This window comes from Mesorhizobium sp. M5C.F.Ca.IN.020.32.2.1 (assembly GCF_004023105.1).
GTDB lineage: Bacteria > Pseudomonadota > Alphaproteobacteria > Rhizobiales > Rhizobiaceae > Mesorhizobium > Mesorhizobium wenxiniae.
In genome coordinates this window covers 1-4,603 of the sequence record NZ_RZSX01000519.1, presented here as the reverse complement: position 1 = coordinate 4,603, position 4,603 = coordinate 1, and the positions used below count along the sequence as shown (strand labels likewise).

The window sequence follows — 4,603 nt, the reverse complement described above, 5'->3', positions numbered from 1 at the left end:
GGCGAACGGCGCCGCGGCATCGACCGCGTCATCATGCTGCTGGAAGCGCTTTTACGACACCGCGCGCCGATGCGCGTCGGCGACATCGCCAAGATGATCGGCGCACCGCGTTCGACCACCTACGAAATCGTCAACAGCCTGCTCGAAGCCGAAATGCTCGAAAATGTCGGGACGGAAGGCTACGTCTATTTCGGGCGAGCTATGCATCTGTTCGGCTGGGCCTACTCGCATCACAACGCCCACTACCGGCGCATCATCGAGACGCTGGACAAGATGGCCGCCGAGACAGGCGAGACCGTGCAGCTGTGCGGCCTGCGCGGGAACAAATACATCGTTCTCGATTGTCGTGACTCTTCCGGCCCTTTCCGGATTTCAAGCGATGTCGGGGTCGAGGTGCCGATCCCGTGGACGGCATCCGGGCGGCTCTTGCTTGGCCATATGAGTGAGGAAGAGGTGAAGGACTTCATCCCGCCTGGCGACTACAAGCTGCCCGACGGCCGCGTCATTGCGCCAGCCGAATTCTTCAGCGATGTCGCCCTGGCCCGCCAGCAAGGTTTCAGCGAGACCGCTGCTCTGGCCGACCGCTTCACGTGGTGTATGGCCGCGCCTATCCGCGATGGCCACGGCGCCATCAACAAGACCCTTTGCTTCGTATTGCCAGTCGACACAGCGGAAACGCGGCGCAGCGAGTTGCTTGCCCTGCTGTGCGAACGCGCCCGTGGATTGTCGTTGGCGGGAAACTAATTTTTGAAGAACCGGCCCTGACGCATTCGCCAAGAGAGCGCGGAAAAAAGGCCGGGCTCGAATCGGCCCGGCCAAAATGAAGGTTACAACCTTCAGAGGGGGAACGCCGTTCAGCGGAATGGGAGGAAACCGTCGAACGGTGTTACCTGTTTGAGCTTGTTTGGGCGTGTTGGCGACGAACAAAATTCCAAAAGCCGGCGGGATGACGAAAATTCCTGTTCTATTTGCTCTGACGTTTTCAGACAGATGACGCCCTCGTATCAAGGAGATCGGCATAATATCGGCGCGCCACGTCGGGGTGCGAGCGCAGGCGACTTTTCAGCACGTTGGTTCCGGCGTCGCGAAACAGCGGGTTGTCCGGATCGCTCGCCGGTCCGCGCGCCTCGGCAGCCAGTTCTTCAGGCAGTGTCAGCAGCGGGATCGTCGCATCGAGCCGGGCGCTGAAGAAGAAAGGAACGGATATTCGCTCGACACCGGCCGGCGGTGTGACGATGGACGGTCGCCCTGAGATAACCGTTCGATGCCAGTTCGAGGAGCTCGCCGATGTTGACCACCAGCGTTCCGGGAATGGGATCCACATTCACCCAGCTTTCGTCTATTCGACCTGCAGCCCCCTGTTGTCGTCCTGGAGCAGGAGCGTCAGGAAGCCGCCGTCCTTGTGCGCGCCGACGCCCTGGTCGCCACCGGTTGCGTCGCGTCCGGGATAGCGCACGATCTTCATGCGATGATTGGGCTCACCGCTATAGATCGGATCGAAAGCGTCCTCGGCCTGGTTGAGCGACAGCGCGAAAGCCTTCAGCAGGCGGATCGCCACCGCCGTCGCCTTGGCCTGCCATGCCAGCAGCGCCGGCTCGAGTTCCGGCAGGGCCGAAGGCCATTGGTTCGGCCCTTGCAGCCGCGTCCAGGCAGGAATGCCCGGCCCCTGTGGTATGGGTCGACGCTCGACGCCGATGTCGAGTTGTTCGCGCCAATCGGCCTTGCCCTTGGTCAGTTCGCCACCGCTGCGCGTGTAGCCGCGGAATTGCGGGGATTTGACCATTTCGATGGCCAGCTTGTCGGCTTCCGGCAAGGCAAAGAACCGACGCGAGGCGTCGAGCACCTCGTCGATCTCAACAGCCGAAATTCCATGCCCGCTGAGATAGAAGAAGCCGACATCGCGGGCCGCCGTGCGCAGGTCGAACAGAAAGGTCCGACGCTCCGACGCGCCCTGTTCGAGACGGCTGAGATCGAGCACGGGTACAATCCTGGCCATGGTCGACCTCCTCCTGCCTCAAGGCTTGGATCAGGCCTTACGGTGACACGCAGGTCGTTGCGATCAAAGCAATGGTCGATCCAATCTCGACGCCAATGGAAGAAAGTCAGCGCTGCGTTTGGCGGCCGGCAGGCAAATAACGTCCGAACGGGTGTTCCATGGCACGAAGGCATCACGGCAACCATATAGGCGAATTGCAGTGCGGCCGACGCTCAGAAATTCTCGAGCCATGGCCTGAGTTCGAGCTCCCAAGTCCAGGCGCTGCGATGCTGCCGGTGGGTTGCGAGATAGGCTTCGGCGATCGCGTCCGGAGATAGCCGGCGATCCTGCCGGTCGGGTTCGCTGGCCTGTCCGGGCCTATTCTGTCCGGGCTCGTTCGGCGCGATCACACCGTCGATGATGAAATGCGCGACATGGATGTTTTTCGGGGCAAGTTCGCGGGCCATGGATTGGGCCAGTCCGCGCAGGCCGAACTTTGGCATGGCAAAGCCGGCCGAACCCGGAAACCCCTTGACGCTGGCGGTGGCGCCGGTGAACAGGATCGAGCCGGAGCCACGGGAAAGCAACCGGCGCGCAGCCTGCTGGCCGACCAGGAACCCGCCATAGGCGCCGACCAGCAACGCCTGCCTGACCGATTCGGGATCGAGGTCGGCGATCGGTCCTCGGGCGCGGCCGCTGGCGTTGAAAACCACAAGCGACAGAGGACCGGCTTTGTCGGCGACGTCGAACAGGTTTTCGACTGACGCGACATCGGCAACGTCCGTTTCGACCGCCAGCGCGCCGGTCTCGTCGACCAGCGTGCTCAGCTTGCCGAGGTTGCGGGCAGCCAGGACCACGCGAAAGCCCTCCTTGGTGAGAAGACGTGCAAGCGAGGCGCTCAGCCCCAGCCCTGCTCCTGCGATAACTGCCACGTCTGATGTCATGGAGCTTCTCCCTTACGGATTCTGGTGTGGTACGGATTCTAGTGCGGCGGATTGGCGATTCAGGCCCTACCATTCGTGTTCTGAGGCAGACCGTCCGTCAGATCGTAAGTCCGATTGGCCCGCATGCCATGGGACGCATCAGTCATGGAGTTCCCTCGAGATCGCCGGGCCGACCGAAAAATCGCTGAATGTGACTTCGAAACCTTCACGTTGCGGCGAACAGCACATCATGCCGATATCGACTGTTTTCGAGGGCGGGAAATAGGCGAGCCGCACCGGCTTCCAGTGATGGTCGGCGGCATCAAGATACTGAACACGGATTGTCTCGGCATGGCGGGTCAGCCGGATCCTCACGCCGTCCGGACCAGCCGGGATGCTGACCAACGACCAGTCGGAAGCATCATTGGTGACGACGACAGAAAAATACGCCAGCCCGTCGGTGAACTCGATGCCGGCCTTGACCCAGTGCGTCTCGCTCAGCCGGACCATCAAACCGGCCTGATCATAGAGCACCTTGTAGTCCCCCTTGACGGTGACCTCGGCGCTGAAGTCGCCCTCGACCTGCTGGTACAGGAGGTGGCCATTGTCGCGCCAGAAGCCGTAGAACGTCTCACGCCAGAAATCAGTTTCCTTGCCGGTGCGCACATGCACGGTGCTGTCGGCAAAAGCATGATGCGGTGGCGGGTTGAGCCAGGTCAGTTCTGCATCCTGAGATGTCATCGTGCTCGCCTCTCCGGTTCGAGTTGCGTTATCCGTCGAGCCTACGCCCTCATCTGGACCATTGTACGCGGGTTCAACCGTTTCATTTCGGCATTTGGTAGAGCTGGGACGCGGCCTCTCTCAGCGCGCGCCGGCTCTCTGGCCTGAAATACATCATGTGGCCGCCTTCCAGCAGGTCAATGCGGATCGGCTTTGCGCCAGGAAGCGAAGGAATCTGGCCGACAAGGTAGCGGGATGCCAAATAGGGTGTCACCAGGTCGGTGTAGCCGTTAACGATCAAAACGCCGAGGCCGGGGTTCAGCGCTCGCGCCTGCTGAAGGTCATCCATCACGCCGACATAGCCCTGACGTGTCGGGGTCGTCCCGTAATCCCAATTGCCGCTGACTTCACGGTTGAGAAGCCGGTAGCTTATATCGGTGCGGAATTTCAATTCCTCACGCACATAGCTGACAAAGGCGGAAGTGAGCACCGGCACGCTTCGGTCGAGGACCGGGTCAGGACCGCGAGGCCTTGGACTTTCCGGGGCGATGTCCGCCGTTTCGATCGTGCCGTCATAGGCGCTGAGAACATTGCCCCTTGCCCGCGCAAACTCCTTGGCGAAGAGTTCGGTGGGAATGCGTGCAAAGTTTCGTTTGACGAGTTCGAGCGACAGGCCGGTGATTTCGGCCACGCGCGGGCTCGCCAGGCGCCCACCCTGTTCCAGCCCGCTGGCAAGCGCGACAAGATAGTCGCCGAGGGCATAGCGTTCGACATCGGCCAACCGCTCGTGCAGCTCGGAACCGGTGACGCCTTCGCTGCGCAGGCGCACCGCCGCCAGCGACGGGAGCTCAAGCGCCCAGTGGAGCGGCTGGAACTCGTCTGGGCGCACGAGCGTGAATTCGAGCGCCGGCGAGATGAGCACGATGCCGCGAGGACTGACGCCGATATCATCCTGAAGCGTCTTGGCGAGCAGTGCAGCCCGAAA

Annotated in this window: 3 protein-coding genes and 2 pseudogenes; 1 reads left to right on the top strand and 4 read right to left on the bottom strand. The window is 61.9% G+C overall.

Annotated elements, in window-relative coordinates:
• Nucleotides 1-744 (top strand): IclR family transcriptional regulator (locus tag EOA86_RS23220; RefSeq protein ID WP_164891924.1); only part of this gene is annotated, 744 nt, incomplete at its 5' end.
• A gap of 238 nt (nt 745-982) precedes the next feature.
• Here the strand turns inward: EOA86_RS23220 and EOA86_RS23215 are convergent.
• The 4 genes and pseudogenes from EOA86_RS23215 to EOA86_RS23200 all read right to left on the bottom strand — a co-directional run.
• A pseudogene (locus EOA86_RS23215) lies at nt 983-1,996 on the bottom strand (isopenicillin N synthase family oxygenase).
• A 212-nt stretch (nt 1,997-2,208) separates the two neighbouring features.
• Nucleotides 2,209-2,919 (bottom strand): SDR family NAD(P)-dependent oxidoreductase, encoded by a 711-nt coding sequence (locus EOA86_RS23210; RefSeq protein ID WP_128343789.1) that lies wholly within the window; start codon nt 2,917-2,919, stop codon nt 2,209-2,211.
• Nucleotides 2,920-3,057: 138 nt separating this feature from the next.
• Nucleotides 3,058-3,639, bottom strand: a complete 582-nt coding sequence (locus EOA86_RS23205; protein ID WP_128343788.1) for a DUF1349 domain-containing protein — start codon at nt 3,637-3,639, stop codon at nt 3,058-3,060.
• Between the two features lie 82 nt (nt 3,640-3,721).
• Nucleotides 3,722-4,603: pseudogene (locus EOA86_RS23200) on the bottom strand (peptidase S10); the annotation flags it as partial.

Excerpts from the sequence above, each read along its gene's own strand:
- EOA86_RS23205 (WP_128343788.1), bottom strand. The coding sequence starts at position 3,639 with ATGACATCTCAGGATGCAGAACTGACCTGGCTCAACCCGCCACCGCAT.
- EOA86_RS23210 (WP_128343789.1), bottom strand. The coding sequence starts at position 2,919 with ATGACATCAGACGTGGCAGTTATCGCAGGAGCAGGGCTGGGGCTGAGC.